An 859-nucleotide genomic window follows, 5' to 3' on the forward strand; every position below is an offset into this window, starting at 1 on the left:
GGGACGGCGTGGTGGCCGGGTGGCTGTGGGCCACGGGGATCGCTCTCGCCGCGACGGCCGTGGTCGCGGAGCTGGTGCGGCTGGCGGGGCGGGAGCGGGTCCAGGGGGCGGACGGCCGGACCCGGCGGATGGACTTTCGCCGGCTGGGCGCCTCGCTCACACCGAACGGTGAGCCGCCCGCGGGCATCGCTCCCGCGCACGCCGGCATCCTGCTCACCGAGCGGGTGCGTCAGGAACACCTGGCGGCGTGGCTGCTGACCGCGGCGGCGGACGGGCATCTGACCATCAGCGGCAAGAAGAAGCCCACGCTGCACCAGGTCGGCAAGCGGCCGGAGGGCGGCGCCGCCGACCCGCTGACGGCGGAGGTGCTCCAGGCCGTGTTCGCCCACAAGCAGCGGGTCCAACTGGGCCAGTACAACACCGCGTTCGCTCTCGCCTGGAACATGCTGCGGCACCGGCTCGAGGACTGGCGGCGCACGGGTGGCGACGGACTGTGGGAGCCGTCCGGGGAGCGGCACCGCCGGATCGCCCTGTGGGGCGGCGCGGTGGCCGCGGCCGCCGGAACGGTCGTCGTGGGGATCACGGCGACAGACGTGGCGGATCCGGGCGCGGACTGGCGGACGCCGCTGGCAGTCGGCGCGGCACTGGCCGGCGCCGGGCTCGCGGCCCTCGTACGGGCCTGGGAACTGCGGGCACTCACGGTGCGCGGCTCGCAGCTGTGGTGTCAGGCGGAGGCGTACCGGCGCCATCTGGCCGAACCCGGGCGGCACGGCTGGGAGAAGCGTGACGGGGACGAGATCGCGTGGGCCGTGGCCCTCGGCGAGGCCGAGGCCTGGACGGCCGCGGCCCACGCGGCGAA

Annotated in this window: 1 protein-coding gene; it reads left to right on the plus strand. The window is 76.1% G+C overall.

Features of this window, described 5'->3' with window-relative positions:
• On the plus strand, nt 1–859 hold an 859-nt coding region (locus tag IEZ21_RS46915; protein WP_189327917.1), incomplete at both ends, for a DUF2207 family protein.

This window comes from Streptomyces flaveus (genome assembly GCF_014647675.1).
GTDB lineage: Bacteria > Actinomycetota > Actinomycetes > Streptomycetales > Streptomycetaceae > Streptomyces > Streptomyces flaveus.